The sequence below is a fragment of the Paenibacillus hemerocallicola genome (genome assembly GCF_006265175.1).
Lineage (GTDB): Bacteria > Bacillota > Bacilli > Paenibacillales > NBRC-103111 > Paenibacillus_AB > Paenibacillus_AB hemerocallicola.
The window spans coordinates 117,275-133,728 of the sequence record NZ_VDCQ01000012.1 but is presented as its reverse complement, the minus strand read 5'-3'; the positions used below and the strand labels follow the sequence as shown (position 1 = coordinate 133,728).

General features: G+C 55.2%; 13 protein-coding genes. All 13 read right to left on the bottom strand.

All coding sequences use genetic code 11. The features are described from left to right. Positions 1-17: 17 nt before the first annotated feature. The 13 genes from FE784_RS11405 to FE784_RS11345 all read right to left on the bottom strand — a co-directional run bounded on the left by FE784_RS11405 (position 18) and on the right by FE784_RS11345 (position 16,412). Positions 18-1,196, bottom strand: a complete 1,179-nt coding sequence (locus FE784_RS11405; protein ID WP_139602326.1) for an ABC transporter permease — start codon at positions 1,194-1,196, stop codon at positions 18-20. Next, entirely contained in the window at positions 1,193-1,903 is a 711-nt protein-coding gene (locus tag FE784_RS11400; RefSeq protein WP_139602325.1) for an ABC transporter ATP-binding protein, read from the bottom strand. Before FE784_RS11400 ends, FE784_RS11405 begins: the two co-directional genes overlap by 4 nt. A gap of 2 nt (positions 1,904-1,905) precedes the next feature. After that, the gene (locus FE784_RS11395) at positions 1,906-3,612 is read right to left on the bottom strand and encodes an efflux RND transporter periplasmic adaptor subunit (RefSeq protein WP_139602324.1); all 1,707 of its coding nucleotides are present in this window, start codon (positions 3,610-3,612) and stop codon (positions 1,906-1,908) included. Between the two features lie 274 nt (positions 3,613-3,886). After that, a complete protein-coding gene (locus FE784_RS11390) occupies positions 3,887-5,380 on the bottom strand; it encodes a hypothetical protein (protein ID WP_139602323.1) in 1,494 nt (497 codons plus the stop codon). Between the two features lie 524 nt (positions 5,381-5,904). Beyond that, positions 5,905-7,284, bottom strand: coding sequence for a sensor histidine kinase (locus FE784_RS11385; RefSeq protein ID WP_139602322.1), 1,380 nt, complete (start codon positions 7,282-7,284; stop codon positions 5,905-5,907). Then, entirely contained in the window at positions 7,281-7,958 is a 678-nt protein-coding gene (locus FE784_RS11380) for a response regulator transcription factor (RefSeq protein WP_139602321.1), read from the bottom strand. Before FE784_RS11380 ends, FE784_RS11385 begins: the two co-directional genes overlap by 4 nt. A gap of 88 nt (positions 7,959-8,046) precedes the next feature. Beyond that, positions 8,047-8,787: an NAD-dependent protein deacylase gene (locus tag FE784_RS11375; RefSeq protein WP_139602320.1), complete on the bottom strand. Its 741-nt coding sequence runs from the start codon at positions 8,785-8,787 to the stop codon at positions 8,047-8,049. A 17-nt stretch (positions 8,788-8,804) separates the two neighbouring features. Continuing rightward, a complete protein-coding gene (locus FE784_RS11370; protein ID WP_139602319.1) occupies positions 8,805-9,749 on the bottom strand; it encodes an LLM class flavin-dependent oxidoreductase in 945 nt (314 codons plus the stop codon). Between the two features lie 122 nt (positions 9,750-9,871). Further along, positions 9,872-11,821, bottom strand: a complete 1,950-nt coding sequence (locus FE784_RS11365; protein WP_139602318.1) for an alpha/beta hydrolase family protein — start codon at positions 11,819-11,821, stop codon at positions 9,872-9,874. A gap of 14 nt (positions 11,822-11,835) precedes the next feature. Further along, positions 11,836-12,435 (bottom strand): carbohydrate-binding family 9-like protein, encoded by a 600-nt coding sequence (locus FE784_RS11360; protein ID WP_139602317.1) that lies wholly within the window; start codon positions 12,433-12,435, stop codon positions 11,836-11,838. Positions 12,436-12,607: 172 nt separating this feature from the next. Further along, positions 12,608-13,372: an IclR family transcriptional regulator gene (locus tag FE784_RS11355; protein WP_139602316.1), complete on the bottom strand. Its 765-nt coding sequence runs from the start codon at positions 13,370-13,372 to the stop codon at positions 12,608-12,610. Between the two features lie 111 nt (positions 13,373-13,483). Then, positions 13,484-15,256, bottom strand: coding sequence for a sensor domain-containing diguanylate cyclase (locus FE784_RS11350; RefSeq protein ID WP_176706119.1), 1,773 nt, complete (start codon positions 15,254-15,256; stop codon positions 13,484-13,486). 187 nt (positions 15,257-15,443) lie between these two features. Beyond that, on the bottom strand, positions 15,444-16,412 hold the full coding sequence (locus FE784_RS11345) for an RluA family pseudouridine synthase (RefSeq protein WP_176706118.1): 969 nt from the start codon (positions 16,410-16,412) through the stop codon (positions 15,444-15,446). Positions 16,413-16,454: the final 42 nt, after the last annotated feature.

Sequence of the window (16,454 nt, the reverse complement as noted above, 5' to 3'; positions counted from 1 at the left end):
TATGTGTACCTCCATTATTAGTCAAATCGTAGCGCGTCGATAGGCTTCAAGCGGGAAGCTTTGTTCGCCGGGTACAACCCGAATATGACGCCGACCAACACGGAAAACAATAGCGCGTACAAACCGATCTCAAGCGATAGCTCCGTAGGCTGGCTCGGATTGATCATCGGCCAGGCGAGAGAGGCCGCGATGCCGAGCAGAAGGCCGAGCAAGCCCCCCAGCCCGCTTATGACGGTAGCCTCCATCAAAAACTGCGTCAATATATGCCGCCGTTGGGCTCCGATCGATTTCCGGATGCCGATCTCGCGAGTCCGCTCGCTGACCGTGACCAGCATAATGTTCATAATCCCGATTCCGCCGACCAGCAGCGATATGAGCGCTACGCTGATCATTTGATTCGTAAGCGAGCTCGAGGCTTCTTTCCGCGCGTTCATCAGCTCGTCTTGGTTCATAATCCGGAATCCGTTGCTGCTCTTGAATTTTGCGGTCAAAAATTGGGTGATCGTATTTTGCGCCGCCGTAAGCTGATCGATCTCCGGCGCTTCCAAATAGGTAGTCCGAATTTGGCCAAGCTTGAAAGTACGCCGCGCGGTTTCGATCGGAATGATGACGGAGCTGTCGGGCGACGTACCGCCGAGGCTGGAGCCCTTCGCCTTCAGCTTGCCGACAACCGTAAATACGATGCCGTCGATATTGATGTCCTGACCGACCGGGTCCATTCTCCCGAACAGCGTTTCCGCCGCGGTGTTCCCGAGCACGGCCACCTGACTGCGGAATTCGACGTCGCCCTCCACGATCTCCCGCCCGCTTTCGATTTCCGTCTTCATCAGCGAAAAGTAGCGGTCGTTCGTGCCGAGCACGTTAAACGATTCCGACGTCCGGTCGTATTTCACGTTGGAGCCGCTCTTCGTTACGGTCGGCGCGATCGATTCGATTTCCGGCAATATTTCAAGCTCCATAATGGTATCGTAGTCCAATTGCGTCGCGCGTCCGTTGCCCAGCAAATTGACGACGAGCAGGTTCGTGCCGAGACTTTCATACTGCTTCTCGATCTGTGCGGTCGTTCCTTGTCCGATCGATACGAGCGTGATGACCGAGCCGACACCGATAATAACCCCCAGCATCGTGAGCAGCGTACGCATCGGCTTGCTCATAATGGTGCGGAGCGCCATCGTCACTAGCTCGAATATATTCATACTTGCACCACCTGCCTCGGCGGATTCGCGTTCCGCTTATCGTCGACGATCAGGCCGTCACGGATCGATACGACCCGTTTGGCGGTGTCCGCGATATGCAGGTCATGCGTTATCAAAACGATCGTATTGCCTTGCTCGTTCAATTGGATCATCAGCTCCAGCACTTCCGCGCCGGTCTTGGAGTCCAATGCGCCCGTAGGCTCGTCGGCGAGCAGCAATGACGGGGAACCCGCCAGCGCACGCGCGATCGCGACCCGCTGCTGCTGGCCGCCCGACAATTGGCTCGGCTTATGATCGATGCGCGGACCCATGCCGAGCGATTCCAGCATCTTCTTGGCCCGCTCTCTCCGTTCGCTTTTGGAGACGCCCGCATAGATGAGCGGAAGCTCTACATTTTCTAGCGCTGTAAGACGCGGCAATAAATTGAACTGCTGAAAAATAAAGCCGATTTTTTTATTGCGCACGACCGCGAGCTGACTGTCTCCCAGCTTCTCGGTGGCGACTCCGTCCAACACGTAGGTTCCTTTGGTCGGACTGTCGAGAAGACCGATCGTGTTCATCAACGTAGATTTGCCGGAACCGCTCGGTCCGACGATGGCGACAAAATCTCCTGTCGTGACGGTGAGCGAGACGCCTCTCAATATTTTGACTTCCTCGTCTCCGTGTCCGTACGTTTTGTGGATGTCGGTCAGTTCGATTATGTTCATCCTTATCGGCCTCCCCCGCCGCCTCCGCCTCCGCCTTGCTGTATTTGGAACGTTCCGCCGCCACCGCCGGGACCGGCAGCGCCTCCGCCGCCTGCCGGAAAGCCGCCGCCTTGCTGGAATTGCTGCCGCAAAGCGTCGATTTGCTGCTGGGAGCCGTTGCCTGAAGACCGCCGTGTCGGCAGGACGACTTCGTCGCCTTCTTTCAACCCTTCCGTAATTTCCACGCTCGTTTTGCTGCGGATGCCGATTTTGACCGGGACATTTTCCTGAGTCGTACCGTCCGGCTTCTTGATCGTAACGGTCGCGCTGCCCCGCTGAATTCTCAGAGCCTCGACCGGCAGCGTCAGCACGTCCTTCTTGTCCTGGATTAATATTTCCGCCGTTCCCGTCATCCCGTATTTTAAGGCTTGTTCCTTATTCTCGACCGCGACGATTGCGTCATAATACGTAACGCCGTTCGTGGTCGTACCGACCGTGGACACTTGAAGCACTTCGCCCGCGAACTTCCGTCCCGATATCGCATCTACGCTCACTTCGGCCTTCAAGCCCGGCTTGATGCTGGACAAATCCAACTCGTCTACCTGGATCGGCAGCGTCATGACGTCCAGACTGGCTACCCCGCCGAACAAGGCGCCTTGATCGACCGCTGCGCCGATCGGAAACCGGGCCAGCACGTTTTGTCTCTGGTTGGCGAAATCGGTAGAGAATACGCCGTCGAAGGGAGCACGGACGGTCAACTCGTCGACCCGCTTTTGCGCTTGCTCCACCGTATTTTTCTGCCTGTCGACGCTGGCCTGCTTGGAAGCGATCGAGTCCTTGAGCGTATCGTTGACGACTACGGCGATGACTTCGCCCGCTTTGACCGCGTCGCCGGTTTTCTTCCGCAGCTCGGATATCGTTCCCGACGTTTCGGACAGGAACGCGACCGTCCTGATCGCCTCCAGCTTGGCGGTGCCTTTCCCTTTGATCTCGCGTCCGTTCAGAATGACGGAGCCGGTCGCATCCATTCCCGCGTCCATCGTCCCGTCGTTCTCGATCGCGATCTCGACGTCGACCAGCCGGTTGCCGGAAGCGTCGGCCTTAAGCTCCTTGCCGACCGATTGCACTTTGCCGGTCTTGGTCAACGAGTAGCCGGTAATGGTCAAATCGACGGCGTCTCCCGCTTTGAATTGCGCCGCTTCCTCCAGCGGGAACGGAATCTTGGCGATCAAGGTCGAGTTGACCGTTACCGTTCCCACCTTCACATTTTTGTTCAGCGTCGAGCCGACGTCCAAATTGCCGAGCGAAAGCTTGCCGTCCGTCGGCGCGACGATTCTCAAGTTTTGCTGCTGTTTGGTCAGATCGTTCAGCTCTTGTACCAGGTTATCGTAATTCGTGATCGCGTCCTTCAGGCTCGCCTCCAAGGTGGCGTTGGACACCTCGACCAAAATATCGCCCTGCTTGACCGGCTGGCTCCGGGCCAGCTTCAGCGTCTTGATCGTACCGTCCGCCGGTGCGGTTATATTTTGCAAATTTTGGGTCGCGAATTGCGATGTTCCCGATACGGACAAGCGAATATTGCCCTTTTGAACTTTGATCGTGGATGCTACGCTTTGGGCCGCCGATGTCGGCTTATCCGACTTGCTGATGAATGCATATGTACCTCCGCCCCCCGCGACGAGTACAACCGCCAGAACGACCAGCCATTTGGTTCTGCGCTTCAGTGCCATCTCCATCTTCCCTTTCCCGTCTCTACGCTAAAATAATCGGATCGCTTGCCCGTCCCATCCGGTCCGCCGCCGGCACGATTACGCTTACAATGCTTGGAAGCAAACGGTAGGCCTGCGCCTTTGTATGGGCGAGACCGTCCCGGCGACCATGGGAACATTCTTAACACATGATGCGATTATAGGCTCTGAATGTGAACCATTTATGAACAAAACCTTAAAACAAGCTAAAAACTAAAAGGCCGCCCCGGTTGTGGAGCAGCCTTGCGAGCGAAGCTTAGGATTGCGTCATCAGCTCAACAAGCCCTGACATATAGTTCGACTTGATCCGTGCACTTTCCTCCTCGGTTAAGGAGCCTTGTGAGACATAACGGTTGATTTGTTTGCTTGTCGACCTGTACAGCTCATAGATCAAATTGTCATAGCTCCTGCCCGTTGCCTTGGAAATCGATTCGCCGCCCGCCAGTCTGTCGAGCAAAACGTCCAAATCGATATTTGCAATGGCAGCCGCTTCCGATAAAGCGTTGTTCAGCTTGTCGTCCGTATAGGAGCTTGGATCGATATCCGCCGCTTTCTCGGTCACCTCGGTGCAACGGGTCTCCCCATTCTCATCAGTCTCGCAATCTTCCCAATTGTCTTCGTATGCTGCTCCATCTGGCTCCTGCTGTTCATTCAATCCGTAGCCCGACGTATGGATGATAGCTGCCAGTTGCTCTTCGGCCTGCCCTTTCAGCCGTTCCGCATAATTCGCCGACAGCTTGCCTTCCAGCCACGCCCGGTCGATCGGTTCGCCGATAGTATCGCTTAACGAACGGATCAGCTCCGATTCAGGCAAGCCCGAAGCGGCGGCAAGCGTACTGCCTGCGGCGAGCGCGGCGGAGATTTCCTCCTCCTCCTTGCCGGATAACGCAACGGTTTGCGATATGACGAATCCAAGCTTGTTACGGAGCAAATATTGCCCATAATGCTCCATCCAGTTCGTAGTGGGTGCGTCGTAGCCCTCGGTGTCCACAATTGTCCTGATCGCCTCGGCCCCTTCCGATTTCAAGGAGTCGGCTTCTGCGTCCGATATTTTTCCCGCCAGCACGGCGGAATCGAGTTCCCGGACGAGCGGCTCCGTTATCGCGACCGCCAATGGCCCGTACACCTGTCCGGTCACGGACGCCAGACTTTTCCCTTCCCGAAGCTCCTTGCGCAATTGATTCGAGTCAAGATCATAGAGGGATGCGGCCGTTTGAACAACCGCGGCGATATGGCTATTCAATATTTGTTGTCCTATTACGGTATCCTGTAGGAAAGAATCGGCTCCACCGGATCCGGAGACGGCTTCCAGAATCGATGCCTCCGCACGTTGTTTCGCTTGCTTCGACTCGTCGGCGGTCAGTGCCCCGAGTTGAACTTCGGCTTCCAGACTTTGCCCGATCGATTGAACGAGCTTGTCCGCTAGCTCGGACTCGCTGAGTCCCGCAGCTTCCGCGAGCGTTTTTCCCGATTGTACGTCCCGTATGAACGTATCGTAATCTACATCCGCCAAAGCCGCCGCTTGATCGCGCAGATTCGAGACGTATTTGCCGACCAGCACCTCGATATAGTCCGTCCGCGCGTTTCCCGCATTCGTCTGATTGCCTTCCTCCGTCTGCGCATTCGCTGCGGCGGGATAGGCCGCGGTTTGCGCGAATACCGATTGAGCCGGCAGTGCTATCCCTCCCGAAGTTGTCAATAGCGCCGCTCCCACCAGAACGGCCAGTCTTTTTCTCATCGTTACTCTCATTTCACTCCATCCTTTCTCGTTCACTGTCTCTATGTATGGTTCCTACGAAAAATAGTATAGGCCGCCAATGTGTTATGTGTATGAACTAACGCTTAAACGAAGCTGAAAATAAACTAAAAATTAGCTTAAAACCGGTATCCCGGTAACGTCTCGACAAGAAAAAAATACAACAGCGTAATCCGCAAACGATATAGAGGCGTTATGCAGTCGCGATAGGACGTTGCCTGTACAACGTCACATCCTCTGCCAAATGCTCGTATTGACAAGCTCGGCCAAATCGGCGTCCGTCTTTAGCTATCATAGAGGCACTAATTTCCGCTATTCTCTCGAATTTCATTACACTTCCGAATATAACGGCACAGGCTTCCGTGATTTCGATCTCCCGGGGTGAAACCTTGTAAAACTTACTGAAACGTTAAAGAACCGCCCTCCATCGAGAGCGGTTCAACCTTTTAAACGATTTAGCTATGTCAAGAACATTCTTGACAAGTTCTTGTATGCGCTAAAAAGACGATCAACGAGAATCATGCTTGATTTCCTTGTATCGGCAGCTGTACGCGAACCGTTGTACCCTCATTCAGACGGCTTGACAGCTCGATTTTGCCGCCGTGCAGGTCGACGATTTTTTTGACGATCGCAAGCCCGAGCCCGCTTCCGCTCCATTCCGAGTTTTGACGCGCGGCATCCGCCTTGTAGAACCGGCGAAAAATGTTGCCTTGGTCTTCCGGCGATATGCCGATACCCGTATCGGCGATCAAGACGACGGCCTGCTTGTCGTCCTGCAGAAGGGAAATGACGATCCGACCGTCCGGCGGCGTGAACTTGATCGCATTGTGGAGCAGATTCATCCATACTTGTCCCATCGAGTCTTCGTCCGCAATGACGCGTACGTGAGGCAGCTCCAGCTCGATATCGAGCCGTTTGGCCGACCACAGAGGCTCGCAGGCGACGACGCACCTTCGCAACTGCTCGTCCAGCTCGATGACCTTCGGATGGTGCGGATGATGCTCCGAGTCAAGCGATGCCAGCTTCAACAAATTTTCGCTCAGCCGGGACAGCCGCGCCGATTCGCTCTCGATCAATTGCAAATAGCTTTGCCGGTCCTCGTCTTTCAGCGTATCCTGCTGCAGCAGCTTGGAGAAGCCGCGTATCGACGTAAGCGGAGTCTGGATGTCGTGAGAGACGTTGGAGACGAATTCCTGCCTCATTTTCTCCATCTTCTTCAGCTCTCCCGCCATATGGGTAATGCTCTGTGCCAATAGGCCCAGCTCGTCCTTTTGACGAATATGGAGGCTGACGTTGAAGTCGCCCCCGGCGATTTTACGCGTAGCTTCGGTAATTTTTTTGAGCGGTCTTACCAAATATACGGCAGCCAACACGATCAGAAACGTGCTTATGAGCAAAATCGGCAGCAAATTGCGAAGATCCAACAGCTCGAAGCGGCGAGGAGTCGGTCCGAACGAGGACACGAAGAGCGCATAACGCTTCCCTGCGTATTCGAAGCCGGTACCAACGCTGCCTTGCGGGCAAAAATTGCGCTCGCCGTCCTGAAAGCTGGAATATGCGCTGCCGGCCAGCACCAGCTCTACAATCTCCCCCGGTATGTCGCACCGGGAATTCATTCCCGGGCGGGACAAATAGCTCTCCCCGGTCTCCGAGTACAAATACAGCTCTTGTCCGCGGTTAAGCTTGCCGGCGATCGATACGGTCTGGCCCAGCTGCTGCGTCTCCGTCTCCTGGATAAGCCTCACGACAAGCTTGGCCGCGTTCTGAAGCAGCTCCTCTACCCGATCGTTCAGCTGGTTGCGGTAATAATGGGAGAACATGAAGCTCGACAGCGCCAGGCTGCACCAGACGACGACGAATATTACGATGGCGATGCGCAAGTACAGCGTACGGATCAAGGATGCACCTCTAGCCGATAACCGAGGTTGCGGATCGTCACGATCGACACCTTCTCGGAGCCGTTCTGCTCCAGCTTCTCTCTGAGCCGTTTCACGTGAACGTCAACCGTCCTCGCATCCCCTTCATAGTCGACGCCCCATATTTGCTCGATCAATTGGGCACGCGTAAATATATGTCCGGGGTTGCTCGCGAACTTGAACAGCAGTTCGAATTCCTTGGGCGGAATCATGGAGCTTTGGCCGTTTACGGTCAGCTCGAACGTTTTGCGGTCGATCGTCACGTCCCCCACTTGAACCGTCTCGGAATGCTCGATCCGGTACCGTTTCAGAAGAGCCTTCACCCGCATGATCAATTCCATCGGGTCGAACGGCTTTACCAAATAGTCGTCGGTTCCGAGCTGGAACCCTTTCAGCCTTTCGGCGATTTCGCTCTTGGCCGTCACCATGATGATCGGAATGTCCAACGTTTTTTTCAAATCCCGGCAAAAATCCCACCCGTCCATGACAGGCATCATAATATCGAGAACGATGAGATCGATTTTCACGTTGGCCAATACGTCCAACGCTTCCTGACCGTTGGCCGCTTCGAAGGTGGCGAAGCCTTCCTGCTGCAAAAAAGCTTTAACCAGCTTCCGAATGGCAAGATCGTCGTCCACGATCAATATTTTGCTCATAGTGGCTCCATAATTCCTTTCGATCGGAAATAAAAGCAATCCCACCGAATGATAACATCCCATCCTTAAATCCAGCTTAAAAACCGCTTCAATCGTCCGCCGACCCGACCAGCCCGCTCATTACGTCCGAGAACGAATCGTGTACGGCATAATCGGCACGGACATCGAGATTTGTGGGCGATTTGTTGATCAACAGCAGCCGGTCGCCTTTGTAAGAACGGATTAAACCCGCGGCAGGATATACGCTTAACGAGGTGCCTGCCACGATCAGCATATCGGCTTCCGATATTGCGGTCTCGGCATCCGAAAACACGCGTTCGTCCAGAGGCTCTTGATACAACACGACGTCAGGCTTGATGAGTCCGCGGCATTTACCGCATTTGGGTACGGCTTCCCCCAAGCTCAGCCATTCGTCCAAGGAGTAGAAAGCGCCGCAAGCCATGCAGTAGTTCCGGTGAACGGACCCGTGCAGCTCCAGAACTCTCCGGTTGCCGGCGATCTGATGAAGCCCGTCGATATTTTGCGTAATAAGCGCGCTCAGCTTGCCCGAAGCCTCCAACCCGGCCAACGCCAAATGTCCGGCATTCGGCTTGGCGTTCCGGTGGATCATCTTCTCCATATAGAAACGGTAAAACTCTTCCGTATGCTCCATAAAAAAATCGCGGCTCAACATCCGCTCCGGCGGATGCTCCGTGCCCTGCCGCGTCCGGAACAGCCCGTTCTGGGAGCGGAAGTCCGGAATGCCGCTCTCGGTCGAGGTGCCGGCTCCACCGAAAAATACAATTCGCGAGCTATCCGATACGAGTCTGCGAAGCTGCTTAACGTCCATCGATACTTTCCTCCCGGTTATTGCTGTAATAACGATTCGGCCAACAACTCGTAGGAACGGATTCTTGCTCCGTAATCGTGCGCTGTCGTCACCACGATAAATTCGTCCGCCCTGTATTGCTCCCGCATATCGAGCAGCTGCCGCTTAACCCGCTCCGGCGCCCCGACGATCGCTCTCCCGCTATACTGCCGTCTCTCCTCGCCGGAAACCGCCGACGCTCCCAAAAACAAGCCGGCCCCCAGCTCGGCGCTATGCGCCGCCTCTTCGTCCGTCTCCGCGCAGACTACGCTGACGGCCACGATAACCCGCGGAACGGGACTTATCGCGGATGCCTGAAAGCCGTCCCTGTACGTATCAATGATCGTTTTGCCGTCCTGATCGCTCATGAAATGACCGAATACGTAACCCGTACCGAAGCGCGAAGCGAATTGAGCGCTTTTGATATTCGTCCCGAGCATCCACAATTCGGGCGGGACCGCGGGGAGCGGACGTGCCGATACGGGTTGCCCTTCTACGTGAAAATCGTCGGCGATCAGTTCTACAAGCGACTGGATCGCCTCCGGCAACCGTCGCACTCCCTCCAAATAGTTGTCGCTCAGCGCCATCGATGCATGCGCATGCCCCCCGGGAGCGCGACCGATTCCCAAGTCGACACGTCCGGGATACAGCGTCGCGAGCATATGAAACGTCTCGGCTACTTTATACGGCTTGTAATACGGCAGTAAAATCGCACCGGAGCCGATGCGGATTCGTTCCGTCTTCGCTCCGATATGCGATAGCACTACCTCCGGACACGAGGATACGATACTCGGCATATCGTGGTGCTCGGCCACCCAATACCGCGAATATCCGAGCTTTTCCGCGGTTTGCGCGAGGCTTACGGCATGACCTAGAGCGGATTTCGGGTCCGCCCGCCCCAATACCGGTACGAGATCCAATACGCTAAGTGTAATCGGCTTCATCACTATTCCCCTTTGCTTCCAATTATTATAGCTTACATGAATGGGAAACGGAATAAGACCGCACGGTGCTTGAAACGAAAGAAGGCCCCGGCGCTCTTGCGAGCCGGGACCTTCTCAACCTTTTAGCGACCTCGCCAACGGCGCAAATCGGGCAAATCGAAATGCTGCAGCATTCCGGGCAAAACCGTGCTGACCGTATCGAACGGCTCATAAAATCGTGAACGTACCCATGAAGCGACATTGTCGATCCCGTCTTCCACGGCAACCGACCCGATCCGATCGTCAAGCGCCGCCGCCAGTTCGGCGTATATGCCGAAGCGGCCTTTGGCATACAAGCTCGTCCTGTCCGGTATGCTGCCGGGAATATGCTTCACCATATCGACAGCCCGCAGTATATCGTATACGCGTACGGCCGCCAGACTGTCGTCCAGCCAGTACAAGTCCGTCGTCAGCTTATGGATCGTCCCGTACCGTTCCCACATCGGCAGCGGATTGATAGGATGGGGCGTGCAGACGCCGTCGGCCGTAACGTCCAAGACGAGTACGATGTTTCCTTGGGCGCACGTTTCCCGGATCCAGGAGAGCTTCTCCTTCAGCTTATTCGTCCCCCGCTCCCATAGCCCGATAGCGACGGGAAAGTTGCCATCTGCCAGCAGCGGATCCCGGAATGCGAACCCGTGGTTGAATACGCCCTCCTGACTCCACCATATGTAGCTTTCGACGGTCAATCCTTCCGTCACGGACAGCGTCAAATGCCTCGGATTCAGCTCCGGGGCGGTACGCGAGCCGGAAACCCGTTCTTTTAGCCAGGAGAGCGCCCGTTCCTTGCGCAGCTCATCCGGGATCGTCGCCAGGCGACGTTCGATTGTATCGAAACGGTCGATATTTTCATCATGGACAGCCCGCGCATCGGCGTAATCCCCTCGCACTTGGCCGCTTTGGGTACAATTCAGTTCCCCTTGCTCGAACGGAATGATCGCCGCGGCGATCGGCTTCTTCGCTTCGGTCCCGAGCAGTTGCTCGGCGAAAAAGGCGGCAGCCGCATCCGCCAACCGCGGAGTATATTGGTGCACCGAACGGTCTTCGGCCAAGCCGGGCATATTCCCGATCCCGGACATTTCCCAGAACCGTTTCGTGCGGGCGACCGTCCGCCTCGTCCCCTCGATTGGGAAAAAATCGGACGTAACCGCCAAAACCAGTACAGGACGGGGCGCCATCGCCAATACCAAATCCTCGTGGTCGAAGCCGAGCTTCGTCATGCCCCGCCATATTTGCTCCGCGTCCTGAGCCTGTCCGGCGTACATGTACGTCTCCCGGTTCATGATGAACGTACCGGGCGCCGCAGCGGCGATGCGCGGTTCGCACAGCATGAGCATGCTCGTCTGCAAGCCCCCGCCGGAATTGCCCGTAACGCCGATACGCTCCGGATCGACCTCGGGCAAGCTGCACAAGTAATCGACCGCCCTCATCGCATCATGGAGGAAATAACGGGCCAAGCCGTCTCCGAGCGGCAAGCATTGACTGCCGACATAATCATGCTCCCTCGTTCCCGGCTGGACGGGCAGCTCACCGCTCGACGGCTCGTAATAGCTGAGCCGTTCTCCTTGCCCGATCGGATCGACGGCCAGGACGATCAATCCTTCCGCGACGAGCCGCTGACAAACGTGCTGATAACGATTGTACTGCTTCGCATCGTCCGCATGTCCGCATAGAAAGATGACCGCCGGAGCCGGACGATCCAATGCGTCAGGCATGTACAGGTTGCAGGTGACGTAAGTCGACGGCCGCGATTCGATAATGACATTGTCGATCCGAAAGCCCGCGCAATCGACGGAGCCAGTCACCTTCGGATTTAACGGATTGTCCGACGAGGGCAACCCGCCGAAAGATTCGATCAACTTCTCGCGCATGAACGCCTGCCGCACCCGCAGCTCCTCTATCGTGCGAATCTCGTCGCGCGCGCGATCCCCCTCGTCGAATGCCGCCTTCGAGCGGTCATATACGTACCGTTTGAACTGATCCTTTACGTCGTAAATGCCCAGGACAAACTTCTCCAAATTTTCGATCCCCATTCCGGCACCTCCCCTTATTCGAATAAGATCGTTCCGAATTTCTCCGGCATATGATAATCCACTTTGCCGGTCGGCGACCACGCCCAATAATGCCTTTTACCTTGCCGGTCGTCGTCGATCCGGTAAAAATTCATTCTCCAATTCGTACCGGGTACCGGCGGCGTGAAGAAAGATCCGACCGGGAAGACTAGGTCGTACACGAGCCCCCCATTTTCGCGGGCAGTGACAGACGTACGGAGCAGCTCGTCGTCCCAGTCCACCTGTACAATCGGCCTTTCGCCCGGTTTCTTGTCGATCATGGCGTCGAATACGACATTGCGCGGACTGATCTCGTATTCCTTGTAGCGCGTTCCGAGTCCTTCCTCATCGAGAAATATTTCGACGACATCCTCCTTATAGATCGGATCGTCCCGCTTCGAATAGGTCGCCACGACATGATCGTCCTCGCATTCGAACCGGACGTGTACGCCTTCGTCGGAACGGCACATTTTGACGACGGTTTGCAATCGTGCCGCTTCCCCGTCTACCGTGTCGACCAGCTCCATTGGTTCGATTTGCTGCCACCGGATATCCGGACCGCCAACATATCCGCATCGGTATACATAGCTCTCCATTCGCAAACTTCCTTTCCCGCAATGCCAACATTTAATCTAGGTTCGTCTGATCTGATTAGCAATCGATTACCAATTTGCGACTTCATTATAATACGCCCATTTTTTTTCAGTCAATGCAATGTTTTCGATATTCCGGAAAAAGCAAAGGACGAAAGCTCCCGCTTTCGTCCTTCTACCGATATACTTTGCGGGACAGCTCCTCGCTCGCCTGCTTGATCGAAACGCGTACCTTCTCCCACACTTCCCCGGTAACGCGGACGACCGGAATCGATATGCTGATCGCGGCTGCGGCTTTGCCCTCGGCATCGAGTACGGCTGCGGCAACGCATTGCACGCCTTCCACCGTCTCGCCCATATTGTAGCCAAAGCCTTCTCGATTGACCTTCTCCAGCTCGGCCAAAAGCCCGGAATAGGTGGATATCGTCTTGTCGGTTACTTTCTCCAACACATCGTTCGGGTAAATTTCGCGGAGCTGCTCCGAGGTCATCCCGGACAGCAGCACTTTACCCGAAGCGGTAGCATGCAGCGGCCGCATATCTCCCGTATTCGGCGTAAACCTCAAGAAATGCGTGCTCGACTTTTCTCCGATATAGAGCAGCTTATCGCCGAGCCGGATGCTCAGGTTGACCGTTTCGTTCACTTCATGAAACAGCCGGTCGGCCACCTGCTGAAATTCCTCGCTCAGGTTGCTCCCTTTCAGCCGTTTGTTGCGGATCGTAAACAGCTTATGCCCCAGCTGGAACTGCTTTCCCGTCTTGTCCGTCTGCAAATACCCGCGCTCCAGCATGTTTTGCAGAAGCAAGTAAGTGCTGCTCGGCGGCGTCTTCAGCAGTCTGGCGATTTCAGTCAAGCTGAAGGAGTCCTTGTCCCCTTCGAACAACTCGAATATGTCAAGCACGCGGTCGGCCGACTTTACTTTATGCTTCTGCGATTCCATCGATCGTGTTCTTCCTCCCGTGAATAGCTTCACCTATATGAATAATAGCCTATAGCCGGATAGATGTCGATAGACGGGCGGCAAGAGCCGCGAAATGGAACGGAGTACGATTTATTCAGAAGGCAAGGCGACGGCATCCTCCGCCATCGACCGCTTCTGCCGGGCTGCGACGCACACCCGGTCTCTGCCGATTTTCTTCGCCTCGTACAAAGCGTAATCGGCTCTGCGCACGCATGACTCGAACGATTCGAGCTCGCTGCCCTTCCATTCGGCAACTCCGATGCTCGCCGAACACGGGATGGAAATTTCCCCGGCGCGGAACGGATACTTGCGCACGGAATCCAGCAGTCGTTCCGCAACGCCATAAGCCGACCGCATGTCGCAATCCGGCAGAAGGATGACGAATTCCTCTCCTCCGAACCTGGCGGCAATCCCTTTCTCGGGAAGGCTGCCGCGGATGATCGCGGCAAATTGCTTCAGGATGGAATCTCCGGTCTCATGACCGTACGTGTCGTTGATCCTTTTGAAGAAGTCGATGTCCATGAGCAGCAACGAGAACGAGCGGCTGTCGGGAAACGACTGCAAAGCTTCGAACTGACCGACTATATACCGCCGGGAGTACAGCCCGGTCAAAAAGTCCGATTCCGCCTGCTGTTTCGACTGTATCAACATCGCCTCGGCCTGTTCTTTCTCCACCCTCATCGATTGAATTCGGGCTGCTAGCCCCAGAGACAGGACAATCGCCTCGAATACGGAACCGACTTGGGAGGCATACCGGATATGAAAGATTTGGGGCAGCATTCCGGCATCCGCGAGCAGCGTCAATACGCTGCCTATCATAAATACGCCCCAGCCCGCCATGAAAAACCGGGCAGGCATAAACCCTTTCCACAAGCTGGCGACCCCAACGCCGACGATCGTTAAATCGATAAGGACAAGCATGCACGCAGCGAGACGCAGTCCGGCACTGTAATTTGCGAACAGCACAGCGATATTGGCGAGCTCAATCAGAATGAACCAGGTGAATAGGCGGTGTATGTTCGGAAAATAGCGGTCCAGCTTGAGAAAATTACGCGAAAACAACAAAGCGGCAATGTGCGCCAAACAGATGAAGAAGACGATCGCCCGATTGTTCCACCATACCGCTTCCGGCCACAAATATTGGTAAGCCATTCCGTTCAACGAGGCATACAGCAATGCCGCGATCGCGTTAATGAACACATAGTACGCGTACGTTCTGGAACGAAGCAAGAAGGCGAGTATCGTGTTGTACACGCTCATGACGACCAGGATGCCGAAGGAAGCGCCCATCAGCAAATCCATCGCTTTTTGCTGCTCGGCGTGCTTGACCGGCGTTGCGAGCTTGACAGGGAATATCATCGCCCCTTCCGTCTCGAAACGGAGAAAGACGGTTTTCGTCTCGTCCGGACCGATATCGAGGTAAAACGAAAAATCTGGATTGCGCACTTCCCGTTCGGCGAAAGGATATGCGTCCCCGGTCCGCTTGAACAGCCATTGCCCGGAGCCGTCGGATACATACATATCGATTTTATCCATCGGAGGCTGGTCTATGTTCAGCAGCCATTGCCTTTGAAAAGTCCGGTTGTCCAGCTCCAGCTTCGCCCAGTATACCGATTTCGTATAACCGTAGCCGGGAATGCGGCCGTCATTATGCGCAAATCGCTCGGCAATTTCCGGTTTTCCCATATCGCTTATCGTCAGCGTACCGTCCCGGTCCTCCAATATATCCAAATACCTGTTGGCGTCGTAAGACTGTATCGTCTCATTCAATTGCAGTGCCCCGTCCGCGGAAGCGCCGGACACATCGGAAATCCATGCCAAATGGCATAACGCCATGAATACGAGCAACATTACGGTCCTCAAGTCCATCATCTCCGTCGATCAAGCTGTCTGTAACTGTTACGAAAAGTACAAAGTAAAAGAACTGGCGGTCCGACATTGTACTAGAGTTTACCAGACTTTTCCCGAAATCCATATGTGAATTAATTAACAAAACGGCAAAAAGGCGCTCCCCGGGCGGGATGCGCCATTTCCTCGGCGTATGGCTTGCTTATACTGGCATTGCGAAATCGATGCCGGTTTTCCGGAGCACCGAGCGAAACAAAGGCGGCAGCGGAGCGATAAAGGTGCGGCCGTCGGCAAGACTTATTTTCCAAGCGTGCAGCAGCTGATGGTTGACGTCTTCGAACGCTTTCCCTCCGTATTTGATATCGCCCAGGAGCGGATGTCCGATACTTTGCAGATGGGTGCGGATTTGATGGGTTCTTCCGCTGATCAGCTCGACTTCGATCAAGGTGTACCCCCGCCCCGCTTGGAGCGGCCGGTAATGGGTCGTCGCCTCTTTTTCCGCCGCTTCGGTCTCTTTTCGTTGACCGGCCGTATCGTCCCTCACGACCCTCGTCCGGTTGCCGGACTCGTCCCGGACCAGCTTCGCGTCGACCGTACCTCTTTCCGTCAGGGCTCCTTCCACGACGGTAATATAATATTTGTCCAATTCCCGCTTTTGAATCCATTGGTTCAATTGATGCAGCATCCCGGCCGTTTTGCCTATTAACACAAGTCCGCTCGTATTGCGGTCCAGCCGGTTCGCCGTCGCCGGCAAAAACAGTCTGCTGTCCAGCTCTCCCTTTTTGTGCAAGTAAGCATGCACCCGCGTAATGAGCGTTTCCTTCTGTTCGCTTTGGTCCGGATGCGTCAGCAGTCCGGCCGGCTTATTCACGACGAGAAGCTCCCCGTCCTCATAGACGACGTCGATCTTGGAAATGACGCCTGCGAATTTGACTTTTTTCTCCACGGCGCCCGCGTTCGCCTCTTTGAACATATCGTCTTCGATATGAATCGTCAGCTCGTCTCCGGCGGCCAGCTCGTACGTATCTTTTTTGCGCTTTCCGTTTACCTTCACTTTGCCTTGGTCGATCATTTTATAAATTTGACCCAACGGATAATTGGGCATCAAGCTTCTGACATAACGGTGCAGTCGTTTTCCGCTTTCGGATGGCGTCACGATGCGGGTGATCATTGGCGTTTGCACTCCCCGGCACGGCTCGTTCGTCCGTATCAT

Coding starts and splice junctions, on each gene's coding strand:
- FE784_RS11390 (WP_139602323.1), bottom strand. CDS start 5,380: ATGAGAGTAACGATGAGAAAAAGACTGGCCGTTCTGGTGGGAGCGGCG.
- FE784_RS11405 (WP_139602326.1), bottom strand. CDS start 1,196: ATGAATATATTCGAGCTAGTGACGATGGCGCTCCGCACCATTATGAGC.
- FE784_RS11375 (WP_139602320.1), bottom strand. CDS start 8,787: ATGGACGTTAAGCAGCTTCGCAGACTCGTATCGGATAGCTCGCGAATT.
- FE784_RS11370 (WP_139602319.1), bottom strand. CDS start 9,749: ATGAAGCCGATTACACTTAGCGTATTGGATCTCGTACCGGTATTGGGG.
- FE784_RS11395 (WP_139602324.1), bottom strand. CDS start 3,612: ATGGCACTGAAGCGCAGAACCAAATGGCTGGTCGTTCTGGCGGTTGTA.
- FE784_RS11400 (WP_139602325.1), bottom strand. CDS start 1,903: ATGAACATAATCGAACTGACCGACATCCACAAAACGTACGGACACGGA.
- FE784_RS11360 (WP_139602317.1), bottom strand. CDS start 12,435: ATGGAGAGCTATGTATACCGATGCGGATATGTTGGCGGTCCGGATATC.
- FE784_RS11365 (WP_139602318.1), bottom strand. CDS start 11,821: ATGGGGATCGAAAATTTGGAGAAGTTTGTCCTGGGCATTTACGACGTA.
- FE784_RS11355 (WP_139602316.1), bottom strand. CDS start 13,372: ATGGAATCGCAGAAGCATAAAGTAAAGTCGGCCGACCGCGTGCTTGAC.
- FE784_RS11345 (WP_176706118.1), bottom strand. CDS start 16,412: ATGATCACCCGCATCGTGACGCCATCCGAAAGCGGAAAACGACTGCAC.
- FE784_RS11380 (WP_139602321.1), bottom strand. CDS start 7,958: ATGAGCAAAATATTGATCGTGGACGACGATCTTGCCATTCGGAAGCTG.